This window comes from Rahnella sp. AN3-3W3, assembly GCF_003263545.1.
In the GTDB taxonomy this organism is placed as follows: domain Bacteria; phylum Pseudomonadota; class Gammaproteobacteria; order Enterobacterales; family Enterobacteriaceae; genus Rahnella; species Rahnella variigena.
On sequence record NZ_JYDG01000013.1, the window covers coordinates 159,056 to 176,828 of the forward strand.

18 protein-coding genes and 1 tRNA gene are annotated in these 17,773 nt (G+C 52.9%); 6 read left to right on the top strand and 13 right to left on the bottom strand.

The window, feature by feature from the left end:
- The first annotated feature begins 45 nt into the window (after positions 1–45).
- On the top strand, positions 46–696 hold the full coding sequence (gene ypfH / locus UC15_RS06025) for an esterase (protein WP_112287586.1): 651 nt from the start codon (positions 46–48) through the stop codon (positions 694–696).
- A 118-nt stretch (positions 697–814) separates the two neighbouring features.
- Here ypfH and serC read toward each other — a convergent pair whose 3' ends face one another.
- From serC to acrD, 7 genes are all read right to left on the bottom strand, one after another.
- Positions 815–1,873, bottom strand: a complete 1,059-nt coding sequence (serC, locus tag UC15_RS06030; RefSeq protein ID WP_232829823.1) for a 3-phosphoserine/phosphohydroxythreonine transaminase — start codon at positions 1,871–1,873, stop codon at positions 815–817.
- Positions 1,874–1,875: 2 nt separating this feature from the next.
- Positions 1,876–3,156 (bottom strand): RimK family alpha-L-glutamate ligase, encoded by a 1,281-nt coding sequence (locus UC15_RS06035; RefSeq protein ID WP_112287587.1) that lies wholly within the window; start codon positions 3,154–3,156, stop codon positions 1,876–1,878.
- A gap of 130 nt (positions 3,157–3,286) precedes the next feature.
- Positions 3,287–3,472, bottom strand: a complete 186-nt coding sequence (locus tag UC15_RS06040; protein ID WP_112287588.1) for a YpfN family protein — start codon at positions 3,470–3,472, stop codon at positions 3,287–3,289.
- Positions 3,459–4,142: a M15 family metallopeptidase gene (locus tag UC15_RS06045; protein WP_181955506.1), complete on the bottom strand. Its 684-nt coding sequence runs from the start codon at positions 4,140–4,142 to the stop codon at positions 3,459–3,461. Before UC15_RS06045 ends, UC15_RS06040 begins: the two co-directional genes overlap by 14 nt.
- Positions 4,143–4,153: 11 nt before the next feature.
- Positions 4,154–5,281, bottom strand: coding sequence for a succinyl-diaminopimelate desuccinylase (dapE, locus tag UC15_RS06050; protein WP_112287590.1), 1,128 nt, complete (start codon positions 5,279–5,281; stop codon positions 4,154–4,156).
- A 1-nt stretch (position 5,282) separates the two neighbouring features.
- Entirely contained in the window at positions 5,283–5,666 is a 384-nt protein-coding gene (locus UC15_RS06055) for an ArsC family reductase (protein WP_112287591.1), read from the bottom strand.
- A 447-nt stretch (positions 5,667–6,113) separates the two neighbouring features.
- Positions 6,114–9,269, bottom strand: coding sequence for a multidrug efflux RND transporter permease AcrD (gene acrD / locus UC15_RS06060; RefSeq protein ID WP_112287592.1), 3,156 nt, complete (start codon positions 9,267–9,269; stop codon positions 6,114–6,116).
- Between the two features lie 351 nt (positions 9,270–9,620).
- Here acrD and UC15_RS06065 point away from each other — a divergent pair, with 351 nt between their 5' ends.
- Together UC15_RS06065 and nudK are read left to right on the top strand one after the other, a co-directional pair.
- Positions 9,621–9,905 (top strand): helix-turn-helix domain-containing protein, encoded by a 285-nt coding sequence (locus UC15_RS06065; protein ID WP_198659671.1) that lies wholly within the window; start codon positions 9,621–9,623, stop codon positions 9,903–9,905.
- A 72-nt stretch (positions 9,906–9,977) separates the two neighbouring features.
- Positions 9,978–10,568, top strand: a complete 591-nt coding sequence (gene nudK, locus UC15_RS06070; protein WP_112287594.1) for a GDP-mannose pyrophosphatase NudK — start codon at positions 9,978–9,980, stop codon at positions 10,566–10,568.
- Between the two features lie 84 nt (positions 10,569–10,652).
- On the opposite strand, the gene UC15_RS06075 is transcribed toward nudK, so the two are convergent.
- Positions 10,653–11,828, bottom strand: coding sequence for a DUF3298 domain-containing protein (locus UC15_RS06075; RefSeq protein WP_112287595.1), 1,176 nt, complete (start codon positions 11,826–11,828; stop codon positions 10,653–10,655).
- Between the two features lie 255 nt (positions 11,829–12,083).
- Between UC15_RS06075 and UC15_RS06080 the strand changes: the two genes are divergently transcribed.
- Positions 12,084–13,151, top strand: coding sequence for a DUF1176 domain-containing protein (locus UC15_RS06080; RefSeq protein WP_112287596.1), 1,068 nt, complete (start codon positions 12,084–12,086; stop codon positions 13,149–13,151).
- An 87-nt stretch (positions 13,152–13,238) separates the two neighbouring features.
- Here UC15_RS06080 and ybcJ read toward each other — a convergent pair whose 3' ends face one another.
- Complete coding sequence (ybcJ, locus tag UC15_RS06085; RefSeq protein WP_112287597.1) at positions 13,239–13,457, bottom strand: ribosome-associated protein YbcJ; 219 nt, start codon at positions 13,455–13,457, stop codon at positions 13,239–13,241.
- A 32-nt stretch (positions 13,458–13,489) separates the two neighbouring features.
- Positions 13,490–14,362 carry a bifunctional methylenetetrahydrofolate dehydrogenase/methenyltetrahydrofolate cyclohydrolase FolD gene (folD, locus tag UC15_RS06090; protein WP_095925051.1) on the bottom strand — a complete coding sequence of 291 codons (873 nt, stop codon included), beginning with the start codon at positions 14,360–14,362 and terminating at the stop codon, positions 13,490–13,492.
- Positions 14,363–14,559: 197 nt separating this feature from the next.
- Here folD and UC15_RS06095 point away from each other — a divergent pair, with 197 nt between their 5' ends.
- On the top strand, positions 14,560–15,471 hold the full coding sequence (locus tag UC15_RS06095; RefSeq protein WP_112287598.1) for an L-lactate dehydrogenase: 912 nt from the start codon (positions 14,560–14,562) through the stop codon (positions 15,469–15,471).
- Positions 15,472–15,617: 146 nt separating this feature from the next.
- Positions 15,618–15,694: transfer RNA gene (locus tag UC15_RS06100), tRNA-Arg, on the top strand.
- A gap of 2 nt (positions 15,695–15,696) precedes the next feature.
- On the opposite strand, the gene UC15_RS06105 is transcribed toward UC15_RS06100, so the two are convergent.
- From UC15_RS06105 to UC15_RS06115, 3 genes are all read right to left on the bottom strand, one after another.
- Entirely contained in the window at positions 15,697–16,041 is a 345-nt protein-coding gene (locus UC15_RS06105; RefSeq protein ID WP_112287599.1) for a DUF1294 domain-containing protein, read from the bottom strand.
- A 16-nt stretch (positions 16,042–16,057) separates the two neighbouring features.
- Positions 16,058–16,687, bottom strand: a complete 630-nt coding sequence (locus UC15_RS06110) for a DNA-binding protein (protein ID WP_112287600.1) — start codon at positions 16,685–16,687, stop codon at positions 16,058–16,060.
- Between the two features lie 154 nt (positions 16,688–16,841).
- Positions 16,842–17,555: a DUF2461 domain-containing protein gene (locus UC15_RS06115; RefSeq protein WP_112287601.1), complete on the bottom strand. Its 714-nt coding sequence runs from the start codon at positions 17,553–17,555 to the stop codon at positions 16,842–16,844.
- Between the last annotated feature and the right edge of the window lie 218 nt (positions 17,556–17,773).

Below are 17,773 nucleotides of genomic sequence, written 5' to 3' on the forward strand. Positions count from 1 at the left end.
CAGGCGGCGTATAGTGAACCCATTAATCGACAACGGGAGAGAGCAATGAGCTCAGAACAGATTATCGTCCAGCAGCCGGAAGAAATAGCTAACCAGCTGATTTTATTGTTTCATGGCGTGGGTGATAACCCGATTTCAATGGGCGAAATCGGTAAGTTTTTCGCTGTTTCATTCCCGAAGGCGCAGGTGATCAGCGTCGGCAGTCCGGACATTTGTGATTTTGGCCGCGGTTTCCAGTGGTTTTCCGTGCAAGGCGTGACCGAACAAAATCGCCAGCCACGTGTGGATGCCGCAATGCCGGCTTTCGTACAGATTGTCCGTGACTGGCAGCAGAAAACCGGTGTCACGCCGGAGCACACCACGCTGGTGGGCTTCTCACAGGGCACCATCATGGCGCTGGAATCGACGAAAGTTGAAGAGCATCTGGCATCACGCATTATCGCCTTCAGCGGACGTTTCTCGTCTTTGCCGCAACAGCCGATTGCCGCCGGTACGGTGGTACATTTCATTCACGGCGAGCAGGATCCGGTGATCAACCCATTCCAGTCGAAAAGTGCGGCAGAACGTCTGAAGTCTCTGGGCTGTGACTGTACTCTGGATTTGCAGGCCGGTATGGCCCACGGACTGGATTCGCATATGATCAACACCGCCATTGCTCATTTACAGAATTACGAGCCGAAATCGCGCCAGCGCTGATTTTGTCGAGATTTTAAAAAGAAACGCCCCCGGCTGCATGACAACCGGGGGCGTTTTTTATGTCTGCCTGATGGTGATTATTTGCGGTTTTTACGCATGAAATCATCCATAAAGTTTGTCAGCTTTTCAGCCGCCGGCAGCGAAAGGGCGTTATAGATAGACGCACGGATACCGCCGATGGCGCGGTGGCCTGACAGACCCGAGAAACCTGCTTCATGGCTTTCCGCCAGGATTTCTTCTCCAGCAATTCATCCGGCAGTTTAAATGCCACGTTCATTTGTGAACGGTCCGCTTTGCTGCTCCAGCCGTTATAGAAACCGTCGCTGTTATCGAGCATCGCGTACAGCAGTTCCGCTTTGTGGCGGTTGGTCTGTTCCATATTGTCCAGACCGCCGACATCATTGAGCAACCAGCGCGTGACCAGCAGCACCACATAAATCGCGAATACCGGCGGCGTGTTGAGGTTGGAATGGGATTCCACCTGACGGCGATAATTCAGGAATGAGGGCAATTCGTCAGACGACGCTTTCACCACGGTGTCGTGCACCAGCACGATAGTGACGCCAGCCGGGCCGATGTTTTTCTGCGCGTGGGCATAGATCACTGAGAATTTATTGGCATCGCAGGGTTTGGACAGGAAATCAGAGGACATATCGCAGACACGCGGTACATCGTCACGTCCCAGAACGCGCTGGAATTGCAAGCCTTCCACTGTTTCATTAGAAACGTAATGCAGATACGGCGCGTCAGGCGAAAACGCCAGTTCGTCATCCGCGGGCAGGCGGTTAAACCCGCAAGATTCACCGCTCCACAGCACTTTCACCGGCCCTTCGCGACGCGCTTCGGTGACGACTTTGCTGCTCCAGTAACCGGTATCCAGATATTCTGCGGCATGTTTCTGACCGCGTAACAGCGTCATCGGCACCATCGAGAACTGCTGCGTTGCGCCGCCCTGCAGGAACAGGATATGGAAATCTTTCGACAAGCCGAGCAGGGTGCGGATGTTATTTTCGGTTTCTTCAACAATGGCGGCAAACCAGTCAGAGCGATGGCTGATACCGAGAATTGACAGGCCAACTTCCGGCACTTCTTTAATCGCCGCTTCAACTTGTGTGAGTACGACTTCCGGCAATGCGCCGGGACCACCGGAGAAATTAAGGGCGTTACGTGAAATCATGATTATTCTTTTCCTTCTGGCGCATCAGCCGATGCACCGCTGTGCGCAAAGGCACGGGATAACAGCAACTCTCGGCATGCTGTTTTAACTTTATTCATATGGATTTGTTTGTGCGGGAACATCACTTCCAGATCCATCGCGTGGACGACCATCGCCGGATCGATTTCAAAGACCAGCAAACTGCCGTCCGGCGCTTCGCTGCAATCAATCCCCAGATAATCGAGCTGCGTGGTCTCAAAAATGGCCTTCAGCGCCTGCTGATGACGGGCAACGAATTCATGGAAGTTATTCAGAAACGCGGCTTCTTCTTCACGTTTTTTCTGATCTTCATACATGAAGGCGTTGACGTAATGCACCATCCAGTGCGACGAAATCGCCATATGACAGGCATAAGGCACGCCGTCGATCAGCGAAATACGGTATTTGCGGAACTGACCATCAGCGTTGCTGTAATCAATGAACTGCGAAAGGAAATAATCTTCCACCTGCACACGGGTCAGATAAACGGCCAGCTCTTCCGGACTGGTGATTTTTTCCAGACCGTGACCGCCGTGTGAACCGGCAGGTCGCAGGATCACCGGAAAATCACTGCCGGGCAATGCGCTGCTCAGGGAGATGTTGCCTTCCGCTACCGCAGATAAAGCCGAGAATGTCACCAGATGCGCCTGCGCAATGGTTAATCCCGGTTGATTTTGCAACAACGTGCTGGCGTTATGACGCTCGGAATTAGGAATATGTTGCGGCGCATTGATGACCGGCACCGGCCACTGGCGGGTGATACTTTCCAGCTGCTGTAACAGGAACAGGTTTTCAGTGGTGGCGCTGATGGCGACCATCAGCACATCATGCTCAGGGATCGGCGCTTCAAACGGCGCTTCGGGCGTGATGTAGTAGTAAATCAGCTCGATATCGCTGTTTTCCAGCAGGCAATCCAGCGGCACATTGGCCGATAACGTGCCGGGAACCATCAGCATCAGCAGGCGCATTTTCGCCGGTTGTTGTGCGGCATTCAGGGTATAAACCTGCTGCATAGCCAGCGCCTGATCCTGAATAGTCAGCCCGAGATCGGTGCGCTGCAGGCACAACATGACGGTGGACAGGTTCATCCACAGCACGGCGTCATCAGGGTTTTGCTGCGCGCGGGTCACCAGCTCCTGTGCGATGTCAGTACACTCATCACCGGCGATGCTCATACGTAAAAACGGAGCCAGTCCCAGAAATTGCGTGGCGTCGAAATGCTCAGACGCAGCCTGAACAGGGTGGGAAATAGGTAGTGTTTGCAAAGGACGTGTTCTCTCCGTGCATCGGTTTCACGTTGCATGTTACCGGCAGGGGAGAAAGTCAATCGGCGGAGAATCGCTAGATTATCCGCCGACTAATATTGATTAAAGATGAGGGGCTACCGGATAGAAATTACTTTTTCTTCGGCCACTCGTCATCTTTATCCCATTCCGCATTGTTGTCGCGGTGCGGTGGGATCTCCGGTTTGTCTTTCAAAAACTTCTTAACATCCACGCGGTTCAGCTCTTTGATCCCGCTGATTAACATCCCGACCAGTATGATCAGAACGATCCACCAGTAATCTTTAAGCCACTCCATGGTGTGCTCCTTTAAGGGGTGAGAGGGCGATAAATCGCGGAAATATTTCCGTCATCTGACCGGCTAACCAGTCTGCGGCGGCCACTTCCTGTCCTGTCCAGGCGCTGATGAGAACGTGCGGTGTAAGCAATTTCTCGCACTCCTGCGCCAGCGGACGGTAACTCAGATGCCAGGGTTCAACGGCGACACCACCGGTATCTTCTGCGTACGGTCGATAAAAACCAAATTCCGCCATATGTGCTGAAAGCCACTGATTCAGCGGATAAAAATAACCGCCTTCTTCGTATTCCCATGGCTCCAGCTGCAACTTTTTATCAGCCGGTAACAGAGAAGGATCGTACACATCCAGATCACTGCCCCAGTGATGGCGGCTGGCACCCGGCAGCGCCGACCAGCGTAAAATCAGCTCACAACGTTCCGCTGTGGTTAACTCACTGATATCCACCGGCTGGCTGTTCTTATCTAATACTGGTCGCTCGCCGCGAAATTTGCCATTCCAGATCGCCAGCTGGCGACTGAAATCACGAAAAGTGCTGGCCGGTTGCAGATCAAAACCGGCAACACTGGCGGCCTGGCGCATTTTTTCAAATGCCTGCGCTGCCTCTTTCTGCAACCGGTGCGGGCCTTCGCCCAGCGTCACCAGATGCTCAGCGGAGCGGCCGGTCAGCATTTCATGGCTGATCATGCGACTAACTGTTCCATGATGCGCTGATACATACGGCTCAGAACTTGTAAATCTGCCGCGTGGACGCATTCATTAATTTTGTGGATGGTGGCGTTGACCGGCCCGAGTTCGACCACCTGCGCGCCCATCAGCGCGATGAAACGCCCGTCAGAGGTGCCGCCGGTGGTTTGCAGTTCCGGCGTGATTTCACTGTAGTGACGCACGGCGTTAACCACCGCATCGACCAGCGCACCGCGTGAAGTCAGGAACGGCTGACCGGAAACCACCCAGTTCAGGGTGTATTGCAGGTTATGCCTGTCCAGCAGTTCTGCCACGCGTTGTTTGATGATGGCGTCAGTCAGTTCGGTGCTGAAACGGAAATTGAACTGCACATACAGCTCGCCAGGGATCACGTTGTTGCTGCCGGTACCGGCGTTAATATTGGCGATCTGCATGCTGGTCGGCGGGAAGAATTCGTTGCCGTTATCCCACACGGTGGCGACCAGTTCATTCAGCGCAGGCATGGCGCGATGCACCGGATTGTCCGCCAGATGCGGATAGGCGACATGTCCCTGAACGCCGTGTACGTGAAGATTAGCGGTCATCGAACCGCGGCGGCCATTTTTCACAATATCGCCGACGCGCGTGGTGCTGGAAGGCTCGCCGACTAAGCAGTAATCGAGGCGCTCATTGCGTTCCATCAGCGCGTTGACCACTTTTACGGTGCCGTTGACGGCGCTGGCTTCTTCATCTGAGGTGATAAGAAACGCCAGACGACCCTGATGATTCGGGTTTGCGGCAACGAAACGTTCCGCCGCGACCACCATCGCCGCCAGCGAACCTTTCATATCTGCCGCACCGCGCCCGTACAACATGCCGTCGCGCAGCGTAGGCTCGAACGGACCGGTCACCCACAGCTTGTGATCGCCGGTCGGCACGACATCGGTATGACCGGCAAAGGCCAGCGTTTTACCTTCGCCGCGTGTGGCCCAGAAATTCAGGGTATCGCCAAAATGCATGGGTTCCACGTGAAAGCCAGCGGCTTCGAGGCGGGCAATCATAATTTCCTGACAGCCAGCGTCATCCGGGCTGAGGGAAGGGCGGCGGATTAACTGTTGGGCTAAATCGAGAACCGGACAACTCATGTTACTTCACCTGTGCGAGAAATTGCTGATAGGTTTCTGGTTTGAATCCCAGCAGGGACTGACCATCGGCGGCCAGCAAAAATGGACGTTTGATCACCGCAGGCTGTTCGAGCATCACCGCTTTGGCGCTGGCTTCGTTATCACAGGCTGCGCGCGTGGCTTCATCAAGTTTGCGCCAGGTCGTTCCGCGCGTATTGAGCATGGCTTCCCAGCCTTGCTTATCCAGCAGGTTCTGCAACAACGCATCATCCAGCCCTTCGACACGATAATCATGAAACTGGTATTCAACCCCGTTTTCTTCCAGCCAGCGGCGGGCTTTTTTCACGGTATCGCAATTTTTTATGCCGTAGAGAATAAAAGAGGTTGGAGCGGAAGTCGTTGCCATAGAAAAACGTAACCTGTCAGTAAAATAAGAACTTTTTACCCGCATAAAAACGGACGTAAGGATGGGACACATAATGAGGCAAAACGGCTGCAGGATCCAGACGGGGCGGGATTGTGATCGCGCTTAAAAAATAATGAAGGCCTTTTTACATGGTCAAAAAATAGACGTATAATCCGTCCGTCCAATCAAGGGGAGTAAAATGTTAGAGCAAGAGTTAGGCCACTGGAAAGACTTTATCGACCGTATGTTGAAAGCGTAATTGCCCGCATCGTTACCGTTAAAGCAAAGAAAAGATTTATTCTCAGTGCAGTACGTCATTATAAAAAACGTTTGTTCTTGAAGACCATTACGTCCGATTTAGCGACGATTCTCACAGCCAGTAAATCCTTAATAAAAAAGGCGTTAATTCACATTAACGCCTTTTTTGTTGCCTGAAATTCAGCGCCGTTATTTGTGATCTGCGGGCACTGTCTCAGCGATATCGGCAATCACGGGATGCGCGGTTTTTCCGGGAAACCGGCGGCGGATCAGCACAAAGAACAGCGGCACGAAGAAGATGGCCAGGATCGTTGCGGAAATCATCCCGCCGATGACGCCGGTACCGACCGCGTGCTGGCTGCCTGAACCTGCGCCCATGCTGGTCGCCATCGGCAGAACACCAAACACAAATGCCAGCGACGTCATCAGTATCGGACGCAGACGCATTCTCGATGCTTCAAGCGTGGCCTCCAGCAATTCCTTGCCGCGAACATTCAGGTCATTGGCAAACTCGACAATCAGAATAGCGTTTTTCGCCGACAGGCCGATGATGGTCAGCATCCCGACCTGGAAGTACACATCGTTTTCCAGCCCGCGCATCCAGGTGGCAATCACCGCGCCGAGTACGCCGAGCGGAACGACCAGCATCACCGAGAACGGAATGGACCAGCTCTCATACAACGCGGCCAGACACAGGAACACCACCAGCAGAGAAATGGCATACAGCGCCGGAGCCTGCGAACCTGACAACCTTTCCTGATACGACAGACCTGTCCATTCGAGGCCAATACCTACCGGCAATTTCGCGACCAGTTTTTCCATGTCATCCATCGCCGTACCACTGCTGATGCCCGTTGCCGGTTCACCCACAATTTCCAGTGCGGAATAACCGTTGTAACGTTCCAGACGCGGTGAACCGGTCAGCCATTTTGAGGTAGCGAAAGCTGAGAAGGGCACCATGGTTCCGGCAGAATTTCGCACATACCAGCGGTTGATATCGTCCGGCAACATGCGGTATTGCGCTCCGGCCTGCACATAGACTTTCTTAACGCGGCCACGATCCACGAAGTCATTGACGTAGGTCGAGCCCCACGCGGTACTTAACGTGCTGTTGATATCAGCGATCGCCACGCCCAGCGCCTGTGCTTTCACCTGATCGATGTCGATCTGCAATTGCGGACTGTCATCCAGACCGTTGTGACGAACGCGGGTCAGGTTACTGTCTTTCGACGTCATTTCAAGTAACTGGTCGCGTGCTGCCATCAGCGCGGCGTGACCCAGTCCGGCGTGATCCTGAAGTTCCATATCAAAGCCGGTCGCGCTGCCGAGACCGTTGATGGCGGGCGGGCTGCTGGCGATAACGCGGGCTTCGGTTATCTTGTTAAACGCTTTGGTCGCCCGTTCAATCAGAGCAAAAGAAGAATCGTCTTCACCGGTGCGTGCATCCCACGGCGTCAGTCGCACGAACATACGGGCCACGTTCTGCCCGTTACCGCCGGGGCCTGCGCCGATGGTCGAGAATACCGAAAGCACGTCTTTCTTATCTTCTTGCAGGAAATACTTCTCGACCTTTTCAACGACTTTTTGCGTCTGCTGCAACGTCGAACCCGGTGGCAACTGGATCTGAACGGTGAATACCCCGCGGTCTTCCATCGGCAGGAATGAGGTCGGCAGTTTGATAAACATGACGGCCAGCAAGGCGACCAGCGCCGCATAACCGAGCATGTAGCGCACGCTGTTACGCAGCACGCGTGCCACGCCGTTTTCGTAGCGGCGGGCATTGCGGTCGAACATCCGGTTAAACCAGCCGAAGAAGCCGCGTTTACCGTGATGATGTCCCTGCGCGATAGGCTTGAGAATGGTGGAGCACAGCGCCGGTGTCAGCGTCAGGGCGACGAACACTGACAACACCATTGCGGAAACAATCGTGATGGAGAACTGACGGTAAATTGCGCCGGTGGTGCCGCCGAAGAAGGCCATCGGCACGAACACCGCCGACAGCACCATGGTGATACCGACCAGCGCACTCTGAATTTGTCCCATCGATTTTCGCGTCGCCTCTCTGGGGCTGAGGCCTTCTTCGCTCATCACGCGCTCGACGTTTTCCACCACCACGATGGCGTCATCCACCAGCAGGCCGATGGCGAGCACCATCGCGAACATCGTCAGGGTATTGATGCTGTAACCGAACTGATGCAGTACAGCAAAGGTTCCGAGCAGAACCACCGGCACGGCAATGGTCGGGATAAGCGTGGCACGGAAGTTTTGCAGGAACAGATACATCACCAGGAACACCAGCACGATCGCTTCAAACAGCGTTTTCACCACGTCGGTGATCGCCGCTTTGACGAATGGCGTGGTTTCGTAGGCGATTTCGGCTTTCAGCCCGTGCGGATAATAATGAGAAAGCTCTTCAAGGCGCGCACGGACGGCTTTGTCCGTTTGCAGTTCGTTGGCACCGGACGCCAGTTTCACACCCATACCGGATGCGGCCTGTCCGTTATACCGGCTGAGCAGGGCGTAGTTTTCCGCGCCGAGACCGATGGTTGAGACATCACCAAGTTTGACCTGCGAACCGTCCTGATTCACTTTCAAGGTGATCTGGCGGAACTGTTCCGGTGTCTGTAACTGAGACTGCGCGTTAATGGTGGCATTCAGCGCCTGAAAATCCACAGAAGGCGCACCGCCGAGCTGACCGACGGCCACCTGACTGTTTTGCGCTTTAATCGCGGTGACCACATCGGCGGTAGTCAGTTGATAATTATTCAGCTTGTCCGGGTCGAGCCAGATACGCATGGCGTACTGCGAACCGTACGCATCAATGCTGCCGACGCCGGGCACGCGGCTCAGCGGATCCTGAATATTGGACGCCACATAATCGGCGATATCCTGCTTATCCATGCTGCCGTCTGTGGAAACAAACGCCACCATCATCAGGTTGGTATCACCGGTTTTTGAGACGGTCACGCCTTGCGTCTGCACGTCCTGTGGCAGACGTTTCAGCGCCTGTTGCAACTGGTTTTGTACCTGCTGGAGCGCTTCGTTCGGATCCGTACCGGCAGTAAAGCTCAGGGTTATCTGCGACTTACCATCGTTACTGCTTTGTGACGACATGTACATCAGATTATCAAGGCCCGTCATGTTCTGTTCGATAATCTGGGTAACGGTATTTTCTAATGTTTGTGCTGATGCGCCTGGATACGTTGCAGAGATCCTGACGTTTGGCGGAGCCAGATCAGGATACTGCTCAACCGGAAGAAAATAGATCGCGAGTGCGCCGGTCAGGGAAATGATGATCGCTAAAACCCAGGCAAAAATCGGGCGATCGATGAAAAAGTTAGCCATGCTTCAGGAACCTCGTTGTCACTCTGGCGTGAGTGACTAACATCAGCAAACAAACACAATGCCAGTAATCTGACAAAAAAATCCCCTGAGCATTGTCTTCATAGAAATTGTCTTTTCAGAAGAGGTCTCAGAGGCGGTACTGTCCCGGCGGGACGGAGCGAGTGTTAGAGTGGTGTTCTACGCCTAAGCACTTTACCTGTTCATATGGCATAAAACGTGGAGAAATAAAGGAGATAATGTAAAAAATCCTCCCCGTACACAGGGTTATCTCTCAGCGATATTCGCTGAAACAGTCTACTCTTTGGCTATCTTCATTTTTATGACATCCCGGCAGGAGCTGTCCAGATGAGTTTGCTAATTAATTCCGTCTTTGCCCGTCGTTTATATCTTTGCTGGTTGATCAGGAATGAACAAAAACCGAATGTGCCAAAGCTGATGGAAATCACCGGCTGGCCACGGCGCACTTTGCAGGATGTGCTGAAAGCTCTGCCCGGAATGGGCGTCGGGCTGGAGTTTATACAGCAGGGCGTGCGCAACAATGACGGTTATTATCAGCTCTCGAGCTGGGGGCCGTTAGATCCCCAATGGATTGAACGTCATAGCGAGCAACTTCTGACCGCGATTGAGCACGGTTGACGGTAGCGGCAGCCGATGAATCCGGCTATGCTGTCTGGCTTCTCTCACAACTTCTGAGCGGGGGCACGCAATATGTCATCTCATGACAAGTCATCCAGAATCGAAAACGTCCGGAACCAGTTACTCTCTGATAACTGGTATGTTCTTCGCAAATACACCTACGACTTAATCAGGCGCAACGGCGAACGCCAGCCGCAGTCCCGCGAAGTGTATGACCGGGGAAACGGGGCGACAATCCTGCTTTATAACCGGCCTAAAAAAACCGTCCTGCTGATCAAACAGTTTCGTATGCCGACCTACGTCAATGGAAATCCGACCGGCATGCTGCTGGAAACCTGTGCCGGTTTACTCGACAACGATTCGCCTGAAGATTGCATCCGTAAAGAAGCGATTGAGGAAACCGGTTTTGCGGTGGGCAAGGTAGATAAACTGTTTGAAGCCTATATGTCGCCGGGAAGTGTGACGGAGATTGTTCACTTTTTTGCCGCAGAATACGATGAGTCCCAGCGTCAGAACGCCGGTGGCGGTGTGGAAGATGAAGATATCGATGTGCTCGAAGTGCCGTTCACCGACGCACTGGCGATGATCAAAGATGGCCGCATTAAAGACGGCAAGACCATTATGCTGTTACAACATGCGCAAATTCAGGGCTGGCTGGCATAACGTTTCCGCCTCTGAACTTCAATGAAATGAGCTTCAATGAAATGAGCTTCAATAAAAAAGGCACCCGACGGTGCCTTTCGTCTTTTAGTGTTCCTGACTTATAGCGACGCTACCCGCGTGACCTTTCATCGCAGACCACGGCAGAACCGACCATTCAGGACCTTCGCATGAACGCAAAACGCGGGCGAACGTCGGGTCAAAATACAGTCCTTTCTTCGTGAAATACCACGCCGGGAATTGCCAGACAGAAGTATCCGAGTAATCACAATCATCATCACTTTCTTCGGTCGGCTTTTTCATTTGCTCCGGATACGCCGCCGTCAGCTGCTTCACCAGCCACGGTGCCCATTTCTTATCGCGATAATCCGCAAACGTATCAAAATCCACGTCATTTTTGCCCGTCAGGGTACGGTCTTCCGCATTCAGATAATGGAAAGGCGCGCCTTCGCCAACCCATACCACATCTTCCAGCGTCAGTGTTTCTGCGGTTTTGGCATTGAGGTTGACCGGCGATTCGCCGAAATCAGGATGCGCACCGCCACAATCATACGAGGTAAACACGCTGACACTGACGATTTCATCACTCAGGTATTCCGGTGTGACGGTCTGCTGATATTCACCCTGACCAAACCGGCTTGCGCCCAGCATACAGGCATGCCAGCCGCTGACTTCCTGCCACAAGCGGGTACGCAATTTCTGGTTAATCGCCTGTATTTCCGTTTCCGGATAGCCTGAGACGATTTCAAAGAAGCTGATTTTCGACTGCGGCTCCGTCCACCATTGCAGCTGGTAGCCCATGAAATTCTCGTTTTTACCCGCTTTGAGTTGCAGCGCAGATAACCGCAGATACTCGTAAGGATCGGTATGAATAAGCGCGCTCAGGTAGCCGTCGTCCGTGGCTGCTGCGGGCATTTGCACCGGTTGCAGTTTCACCGGCAATGTTTTTCCTTGCGGATTGGTCCAGTTACCTTGCCAGCCGCCATTCTCATCTTTCGTCAGGGTCAGCTCAGGACGTGGCGTATCGTCAAAATCGTCCAGACCTTCCTGAAGTTTCAGTTCCTGACCATCCAGCGCACCGTTGAGGGGTAAATCTAAATGATATTTCTGATAGAAATACCGGCCAGTGACTTCGTCTGGTTTATTTAAATCCAGTTCGAGCACAATGCTGGTTTTACCCAGCGTGCCGGAGTACACCACCGGCGGCTCTTCAGCCAGCGCAGGCAGTGAAAACACGGCTATCAGCCAAATCCATAACTTCATCTGAATCTCCCGGAGAAATGAAAGTCATCCTTTACGCCATTATTTTTCGTTATTGGCTTTGCCAGTGTACTGAATGTTTCGTTACGTCACCATTACGTGATTTCATATCCGGAGAAAAATTATCCTCTGTAAAAGCCCGATCGGACGGGGTATCTCTTTCTTATTTCGAATAAAAAATGCAGCATTGTTGGCAGTCTCTTGCCGGGTGTTACGCTATTATCAGAAAGATAAATCCAAACAGAGTTGAAACTCATAATGTGCAGATGGATAACCGCCCCTTTATGCCTGCTGGGCACGCTGCTGGCTTTTAGCACGCAGGCTGAGCCTTTACAGGCCATTTATAGCGACTGGCAGGTCAGTTGTGACAACCTTAACCACTGTGTCGCGCGCAATTCTCAGGACGGCCAGGAACTGGTGATGAAAATCAGTCGTGAAGCCGGACCGGAAGGAAAATCCTCCGTCAGCATTGATTATCAGCGTAACAGCGATGAACAAAGTGCAGATGCGCCGGTTGCCGGACGCCTGCAAATGAACGGCAAAACCCTGAGCTTTAATCACCGTGAATGGGATGTCAGTAAAAAACATCTTTCCACAAATAATCGTCTGGTAGTGAATGATTTTATCGCCGCCATTCGCGAAGGCAGCGCAATTTCGCTGGCGGGTAAAGCGGATCCGGCACAACCGGTGCCTCCGGTGATTTCCCTGAAAGGCATAAAAGCCGCATTACTGGCGATCGATGCCCAGCAGGGGCGCGTCGGTACTAAAACGGCGTGGGCTAACCGCGGCACAAAACCGGTAAATACCGTACCACCGATCCCTTCCGCGCCGGTTCTGCCGCATTTCAGTGAACCGCAGGCGTTAACCGAATCTGAAATCTCAGCCATCACGCAAAACGCGGCGACCACGATTGAGAATAACGATTGCAGCCTGGATCCTTCTGAACGTGAAGTGCATATTTTTGCCTTGAGCAGCGACAAGGCCCTGATGACCGTCAATTGCGATATGGGTGCGTATAATCTCTTCGCGCTGGGTTTTCTGGTGAACCGGCAGGCGCCTTATAAGATGGACGATCTGGCGCTGAATATGCCGTTTAAACTGGGCGAGGATGAGGGATCACCTGAGCTGATCAATGCAGATTTCGATCCTAAAACCGGCACGCTTTCGACCTATGACAAAGGGCGGGGTATCGGGGATTGTGGTGTTTCATCGCGCTGGATATTTGATGGTAAAGCGTTCCGTCTGGCGGCGTTTGCTTCTGAACCCAGCTGCGACGGGTACAGCAGCGGCGGAGAATGGCCGGTACTTTGGGTGACTCAACCGTAACCCCGTCACAAACTGAGAATAAAAAAATGCCCTGTGAGCTTTCGCTTGCAGGGCTTTTTCTTTTGCAGTGTTACGTCGCCGGAAAGTTTATTCGGACGCTTTCACCACGACTTTGTTGCTGGCGAACTCAACGTTCATATCAGCAACGATTTTGCAGCGCTTACGGGTTTCGACTTTGCCGTTGACCATAACCTGGCCTTCAGCAATCACTGCTTTCGCAGTACCGCCACTGTCACACCAGCCCATAAATTTGAGCAGGTCGCACAGTTCTACGTGCGGGTGTTTTTCGAGAAAGAAAGTTTCCATGTGTTCCTGACTTTTTGTGTAGTGCGAATTGTTTAAGGCTTACTGGCGCTGATGTCGTGATATTCCTCGCACGCTTGCAAGGTATTCTGAATCAGCGTCGCGACCGTCATCGGGCCAACGCCGCCCGGCACCGGTGTGATAAAGGAAGCGCGCTCAGCGGCGGCATCATATTCCACATCGCCGACAACTTTACCACTTTCCAGGCGGTTAATACCGACATCAATGACAATCGCGCCCGGTTTAATCCATTCGCCGGGAATAAAGCCCGGTTTACCGACCGCAACCACCACCAGATCGGCATTCTCAACATGATGTCGCAAATTTTTGGTGAAACGGTGCGTAACGGTGGTGGTGCAACCGGCCAACAGTAATTCCATGCTCATCGGACGGCCAACAATGTTGGAAGCGCCGATCACCACTGCGTTCAGACCGAAGGTATCGATACCGTAACGCTCGAGCAGCGTCACGATGCCACGCGGCGTACAAGGGCGGAGCGTTGGCGCGCGCTGGCACAGACGGCCAACGTTATACGGATGGAAACCGTCGACGTCTTTGTCCGGATGAATGCGTTCCAGCACTTTAATGTTATCGATACCGGCGGGCAGAGGAAGTTGCACCAGAATGCCGTCGATTTCGCTGTCGTTATTGAGCTTTTCAATCAGATCCAGCAACTCGCCTTCGGTAGTGGTTGCAGGCAAATCGTAAGACCGCGAGATGAACCCGACCTCTTCACACGAACGGCGCTTGCTGGCGACATAAATCTGCGATGCCGGGTTTTCACCTACCAGCACCACAGCCAGACCCGGCGCACGTTTTCCTTCGGCCAGTCGTTGTTGAACACGCGCCGCAACTTCGCTTCTGACTTGCTGCGCAATCGTTTTACCGTCAATAATCTTTGCTGCCATCAGGGAATAAATCCATCAATTAATAAATGCAGGGGGATGCGCCTATTTTGTCAGAAGCGGCGGGCGCTGTCAGGCGTTGAATGCGAATAACTTGTTTAAACGGGTCAGAATTACGGGTGAGAATTTAACCTGAGACAGTGGCGAAAAAAGTGTCTATTTTAGATATGACTCTTTTTAAATCATAAGGAAAGAAACAAATGACACGCAAAGTGGGGATCATCGGTGCCGGTCATGTGGGCGCTGATGTTGCATTCTCTCTGGTCACGCAGGGGTTGTGTGACGTGATTGTCTTGCTCGATGAGAACGAACCTAAAGCGGCCAGTCAGTCGCTGGAGTTGCGTGATATGGCGTCGCTGACCACTTCACGCGTGCAGGTCATCGCCAACGATTATAGCGAACTGGGTGATGCCGACGTTTTAGTTATCGCCGTCGGCCCGAAAACCTTACTGCGTGAAGATCGTCTGGAAGAACTCGCTGAGACCCGCGCCGCCGTGCGTGAAGTTATCCCGCGCGTGATTGCCAGCGGTTTCGGCGGCGTTATCCTGAACATCACTAACCCGTGCGATGTCATTACGCAAATTATTCAACAAACCAGCGGATTCCCGGACACGCAGGTGTTTGGCACCGGCACGTCACTGGATACCGCGCGCATGAAACGCGTGGTCGGCGAGTTCTTTGGCATCGATCCGAAAAGCGTGACCGGCTATGTCATGGGGGAACACGGCGAATCGCAGTTTGTCGCCTGGAGCACCGTGACACTCGGCGGCCGTCCTGTGGCAGAACTGGCGGGCGATCGTGACGTCGACTGGGCAAAAATGAACGATGCCGTGCGCGGCGGTGGCTGGGAAATCCTGCAAGGAAAGGGCTGGACCAGTTTTGGTATCGCCACCGCGACGGCGCGACTGGTGGATGCGATTTTGTCCGATGCGCACAGCGTCTGGCCGGTTTCGGCCTGGGACGAAGAACTGGGTGTTTATATCGGCCAGCCCGCGGTCATCGGCAAAAAAGGTATTGTGCAAACGCTGCAACCGGAACTGACCGCTTACGAAGGTGTGGCGTATCACGCTTCCGCCCGCGTTATCGCGGCCGCGCTGAAATCTGAAAAATAGCCAACACCCGTCACATAACGTTGCAAGGCGGTCCGGGAATATCTGCAAATTGTTCAGGCATTAAGCAGAGAGTTCGAAAGCCATTGACTCGTCCCGGTCTGCCCGTATAATCCGAACCCGCAACGCTCCCGAAAGGGACAAGCAATGCGCCCTTAGCTCAGTTGGATAGAGCAACGGCCTTCTAAGCCGTAGGTCACAGGTTCGAGCCCTGTAGGGCGTACCATTTCAAAGAAATAAATCCTTCATCAGCCAGCTCACACCTGCCACAACCACCAGATTCACTATCACACTGATGGCGAACCAGGTTTTAAAAGGCTGTTTTTTCGTTTTATGTCGAAAAAGCTGCTGGCCAATAATCGCTCCAATCCAGCCACCGGCAAAACCAAGCAGCAGCAAGGTGAATTCAGGAACTCTGCTCGTCGAGTGACAGGCTGCTCGTTTGTCCACACCGTAAAAGACCAGCGTCAGCAGATTGACGATTAAGAACCACATCACAAAAGGGTGGGGGATACAGGCGCTGCCAGCCGCTGCGGCTATCAGCAACAGATAGATTAAATGTTTAAAATTCATAGTGTTGACTGCATAACTACGCCTTCAGCCTGTACGCCGGAATGCGCCTTGTCGTCCCGGTCAGCGTATCAAATACCTCGACTTCAGACGTTGCTATCGCCATTCCCGTTTTTCTCAGCCGTAAAACATCAGCCGCAATACGCTGAAGTCCGAACCAGAACAGTCCGTCCAGCGGATTGACCTCCAGCCTTGCTTCCAGTGCTAACCGGAGACGATCGCGTGGCACTTTGGTTTGTTGCGCTATTTCCCTGTAAGTGGCTTCCGTTGTTCCTGTCGCATCGATGCGCCGGATACGGGTCGTAAGACGGTATTGAAACTCATCGGGTATCCCGCCCAGATCCATTTTGAGGCTGTAGACGCAGCCGAAGCGTTTGCCATTAAACAGGACATTTTTCTGACTGAGTTGCAATTCATCGCGTACGCTGTCAATGAGCTGGGGCGCGCGGGTAAGCAAAAGCCGGAAAGGCAGCTCAAAGCTGGTGACATAGTCCACATTGAGCAGGGCGATACGCAGGCGCTCTGCGGCGCCCGCCTTATTTTCCTGACATTCGGCAATCACATCTTTCCATTGCTGGATAAGGCGAGGGGATTCTGCCGCTTCAGAAAAATGGTATTTTTCAATCTGGTAATCAATGCGTCCGGTCACACCAAATTCCCTTCTGGTCACATTTCAGTATCGGTTGATTACTTTATACCAGCGACAGGTCATCACCGGAAGCCTTCACGAAGGCCTCACTGCGAGGACAGAAAAAGTCTCCGGAACGCATCACGCCATTTCCTGCTGGCTTAGAAATACTGCCTTAGAAATCGAGTTCCAGCGCAAAACATAAATAGGCCATCAGTGGCGCACAATGCCTGAACTGTTCTGCACAAAAATCGACAACATCTGGCCTGCACAAGTCTTCAAAGGCGATATTTTTGATCGCGATATAATCTTTGCGTTTTAATTCAGCTAACAGCGGGTGGTTATTGTCGTAGCCTCTTGGCGGACGGATCAGGCTGTCGCCATCCATTGCAAACCCGTTATCGTGCAATGTCTTAAGGGCTTTTTGATAGGCATTCGGGTTCTCGTCAATGCACGCCCGGATGGCGTTTAAGGCTTTCGATTCCGGATGCCAGATCCCCGCTGCAATAAAACAACCGTCTTCGGCGATGTGCAGATAGAGGCCGGGAGCATGGACGTCTTTGCCTTGAAAATGACGAAACTGAATGCCGACATTGGTTTTGTAAGGCGTTTTATCTTTGCTGAACCGGCTGTCGCGCTGCGGGCGCATCAGGCTGCCACCGACTTTCTTAGCGACGGCAGTCAGCCTCGGAGAAATGGCGACAATCTCAGGCTGCATCTGTTCGATAAAGTGCAGCGCTGGCGTTCTCAGCGTGTTCTCGTATTCGTCCTGATTAGCCTTAAACCAGTCCCGGGTGTTGTTCTGCGCGAGTTTATTCAGAAATTGCAGACCGGCGGCGCTAAAAATTGTCCCTGCCGCAACCGGTGTGTTAGGTGTCTGAGTCGTCATTATCGATAAGCCTTTATCACTGCCAATGGGAAATCAGGGTAAATCCTGACGCCAGACCGGACTCAGTGCAAACTGAAAAGTAAAAAATTTTCCCTTCGATAAGGCTCATTTGTCCCTGGTGATCCCGATCACAAAAAATCCGGCGCAGCAGGATGGTGTATAGATGCGCCTTTCCTGCTCTTACTCTGCTGGAAACTTTCGGTTATCGTAATCGCTGA

Bases quoted from the DNA above. Each gene is read 5' to 3' on its own strand.
- UC15_RS06095 (WP_112287598.1), top strand. From the start codon at position 14,560: ATGACACGCAAAGTGGGGATCATCGGTGCCGGTCATGTGGGCGCTGAT.
- UC15_RS06105 (WP_112287599.1), bottom strand. From the start codon at position 16,041: ATGAATTTTAAACATTTAATCTATCTGTTGCTGATAGCCGCAGCGGCT.
- nudK (WP_112287594.1), top strand. From the start codon at position 9,978: ATGTCATCTCATGACAAGTCATCCAGAATCGAAAACGTCCGGAACCAG.
- ypfH (WP_112287586.1), top strand. From the start codon at position 46: ATGAGCTCAGAACAGATTATCGTCCAGCAGCCGGAAGAAATAGCTAAC.
- UC15_RS06115 (WP_112287601.1), bottom strand. From the start codon at position 17,555: ATGACGACTCAGACACCTAACACACCGGTTGCGGCAGGGACAATTTTT.
- UC15_RS06055 (WP_112287591.1), bottom strand. From the start codon at position 5,666: ATGGCAACGACTTCCGCTCCAACCTCTTTTATTCTCTACGGCATAAAA.
- ybcJ (WP_112287597.1), bottom strand. From the start codon at position 13,457: ATGGAAACTTTCTTTCTCGAAAAACACCCGCACGTAGAACTGTGCGAC.
- folD (WP_095925051.1), bottom strand. From the start codon at position 14,362: ATGGCAGCAAAGATTATTGACGGTAAAACGATTGCGCAGCAAGTCAGA.
- UC15_RS06075 (WP_112287595.1), bottom strand. From the start codon at position 11,828: ATGAAGTTATGGATTTGGCTGATAGCCGTGTTTTCACTGCCTGCGCTG.
- UC15_RS06080 (WP_112287596.1), top strand. From the start codon at position 12,084: ATGTGCAGATGGATAACCGCCCCTTTATGCCTGCTGGGCACGCTGCTG.
- serC (WP_232829823.1), bottom strand. From the start codon at position 1,873: ATGATTTCACGTAACGCCCTTAATTTCTCCGGTGGTCCCGGCGCATTG.
- UC15_RS06045 (WP_181955506.1), bottom strand. From the start codon at position 4,142: ATGCTGACCGGCCGCTCCGCTGAGCATCTGGTGACGCTGGGCGAAGGC.
- acrD (WP_112287592.1), bottom strand. From the start codon at position 9,269: ATGGCTAACTTTTTCATCGATCGCCCGATTTTTGCCTGGGTTTTAGCG.
- dapE (WP_112287590.1), bottom strand. From the start codon at position 5,281: ATGAGTTGTCCGGTTCTCGATTTAGCCCAACAGTTAATCCGCCGCCCT.
- UC15_RS06040 (WP_112287588.1), bottom strand. From the start codon at position 3,472: ATGGAGTGGCTTAAAGATTACTGGTGGATCGTTCTGATCATACTGGTC.